Below are 2,820 nucleotides of genomic sequence, written 5' to 3' on the forward strand. Positions count from 1 at the left end.
GAATCGTCCTGATAAGCGACCGCCACGCGCGTCAGGCCCCGGCGGGTCAGGAACTCCATCATCGCCTCCGTTTCCTGGTAGTAGGAGGCGCGCAGATTGATTACGTTCTGCCATTGCCCGTCGCGCAGAAAGGGGGCGCCGGTAAAAGGTGCGATGTAGGGCACTCCGGCAGCCGCCGCAACCGGCACCGACGACCGCGCCGTCGGGGTGCCGACCGCTCCGATGAGCGCGAACACCTGGCGCTCATTGATCAGCGTGCGCATGTTCTCGATCGCGGCTTCCGGCTCATAGCCGTCGTCAAGCGAGATCAGTTCCAGCCGCCGGCCGTGCACGCCTCCGTTCCGGTTGGCCTCGTGGAAAGCAGCCTCGATTCCGGCCCGCATCGCCTGACCCAGCCCGCTGGCCGGTCCGGTGAGCGCCGCCGACTGCCCGAACAGAATGCGCTCCGGGTCGACGCCCGGCTCGGCCGAGATCCCCGAAAAAGCCGCCAGCCCGGCGATCAGAACCAGCCCTCGCATGCCCCCCCGTAACACGGTGCTAGAGCCGGGTAACCAGCGTCAGCCGGTTGCGGTTGCCCTCCCGGGCGTACTTGACCTCGTCCATCATCTCCCGCACCAGGTACACGCCCAGACCGCCGATACGACGTTCCTCGATGCCTGCATCGATATCCGGGTCCGGCGTTTCCGTCAGTGGATCGAAGGGGCTGGCTTCATCGATGAATTCGATGGTTACGCTGTCATCCGCGGCCAGGAGTCGAAATTCCAGTTCCTGGGATTCATCGTTGCCGTAGCCGTGGTCGATGATGTTCAGACCCAGTTCCTCCACCACAAGCTTGACCTTGAAGACCAGTTCATCCGGCCACTGTTCCAGCTGGGCCATTTCGTCGATGGCTTTCTCCACCAGCTCCAGTTGCCCGTGGCTGGCATGGATCTTCAGGCGGATTTCGCCGCTCATGACTACGAACCGGACCTCAGCAGCACCAGGCAGGTGATGTCGTCCGACTGCGATCGGTCGCCCGCGAATTTCCTCACCGCCGCGAACACGGCATCGTTCGCCGTCCGCGCGCTCTCCAGCGTGGCGCCCGCGAAGACGTCCAGCAAGCGATCCATGCCGAATTCCTCGCTGTCCAGGTCTTCCGCCTCGGAGACGCCGTCCGTGTACATCACCAGCGCCTCGCCCGGTTCCAGCCGGGCCTGATCGGTGCTGAACTCGAACTGCGGAGCAACCCCCAGCGCCACTCCGCCGGTGAGCGGCAGGATGGTGGAGGACCCGTCCTTGTGGACGATCAGCGGCGGATTATGTCCGCCGTTGGCGTAGCGCACCAGTCCGGTTGCGGGATCGAACACGGCGTAGAACAGCGTCACGAACATGTTGGCGTCGTTTCCGTCCTGGAGTTGCTCGTTGACCACGGTAACGACAGCGCCCGGGTCCTCACTGCCGAGCGCCGCGCCCTTCAGCAAGGTACGGCTGGACATCATGAACAGCGCCGCGGGAACGCCCTTGTCGGACACATCCGCAATGGCCATTCCCAGGCGCCCGTTCTCCAGCCGGATAATGTCGAAGAAATCGCCGCCGACGTTCCGGGCCGGCGCCATGCTGCCGTACAGCTGGTATTGCTCGTTCTTCGGAAATTGCTTGGGCAGGATCGACTGTTGCATGGTGTGGGCCACGTCCAGTTCGCTTTGCAGCGTCAGCAGCTTGTCCTTCGAGGCTTCGGCTTCGCGCCACATCTCCAGTTGGCGCAGGCTGCGATCGATCGTGATTCTCAGGTCATCGAAGTCGATCGGTTTGGTGACGAAATCGAACGCGCCGCGGTTCATCGCCGCGCGAATGTTCTTCATGTCCCCGTAGGCGGAGATGACGACCGAGCGGAGATCGGTATCGACGTCCGGGATCTTTTCCAGCAGCGTCAGACCATCCATGCGCGGCATGTTGATGTCGGAAAGCACCAGGTCGATGTCGCTGTGCTCGCCCAGGGCCTCGAGCGCCTCGACGCCGTCTCCGGCGAAAAGAAAGGCATACTGCCCGGAGCGAATCTCGCGCCGCATCCGCTGCCGGACCAGTTGCTCCAGGTCCGACTCGTCGTCGACCATCAGAATCTTGTGTTGAGCTTGCATCGCAAGTCAGCCTGCTTGTGGCCACAAAAGGATGCCCATTGTATATGGGCATTAAGGCAGGTTCCCGCCGATCAGGCCTGAAGCATGCGCTCCACGGCAAGCCGCGCGCGGTCTGCGATTTCCGGGGGAACCTCGACCCGCGGCTGAAGTGTTTCCAGTGTGCGCAGGATCTTGGGAAGGGTGATGCGCTTCATGTGCGGACAGAGATTGCACGGGCGCACGAACTGCACGTCGGGATGTTCCACGGCCACGTTGTCGCTCATCGAGCACTCGGTCACCATGACGACCCGGCTGGGTTTGTTTTCGCCCACGTAGCGGATCATCGCCGAAGTGGAGCCGACGAAATCGGCCTCGTCAAGGACGTCGGGCGGGCATTCCGGATGGGCGATGACCTGTATGCCGGAGTGCGACTGGCGATAGGAACGGATTTCGTCCGCCGTGAACCGCTCGTGCACTTCGCAGCTCCCTTCCCAGAGAATAATCTCCACGTCCGTCTTGCCGGCCACATAGCGTCCCAGGTATCCGTCAGGCAGGAAAATCACGCGGTCCACGCCCAGCGACTCGACGATCTTCACGGCATTCGCCGAAGTGCAGCAGATGTCCGACTCCGCCTTCACTTCCGCGGAGGTATTGACGTAGGTGACTACGGGAACGCCGGGGTATTTCTGCTTCAGCAGACGCACGTCCTCGCCGGTAATCGCAG

General features: G+C 62.8%; 4 protein-coding genes. All 4 read right to left on the reverse strand.

Going from position 1 to position 2,820, the window contains the following annotated elements; genetic code table 11:
- Positions 1 to 518, reverse strand: a 518-nt coding sequence (locus OXH56_11555) for an ABC transporter substrate-binding protein (protein MCY3555940.1), incomplete at its 3' end; no start/stop codon positions are given.
- 19 nt (positions 519 to 537) lie between these two features.
- On the reverse strand, positions 538 to 954 hold the full coding sequence (locus OXH56_11560; protein MCY3555941.1) for an ATP-binding protein: 417 nt from the start codon (positions 952 to 954) through the stop codon (positions 538 to 540).
- Between the two features lie 2 nt (positions 955 to 956).
- Positions 957 to 2,117: a SpoIIE family protein phosphatase gene (locus OXH56_11565; protein ID MCY3555942.1), complete on the reverse strand. Its 1,161-nt coding sequence runs from the start codon at positions 2,115 to 2,117 to the stop codon at positions 957 to 959.
- A gap of 71 nt (positions 2,118 to 2,188) precedes the next feature.
- On the reverse strand, positions 2,189 to 2,820 hold a 632-nt coding region (locus OXH56_11570; protein MCY3555943.1), incomplete at its 5' end, for a quinolinate synthase.

Source organism: Gemmatimonadota bacterium, assembly GCA_026702745.1.
Classification (GTDB): Bacteria; JAAXHH01; JAAXHH01; order JAAXHH01; family JAAXHH01; genus JAAXHH01.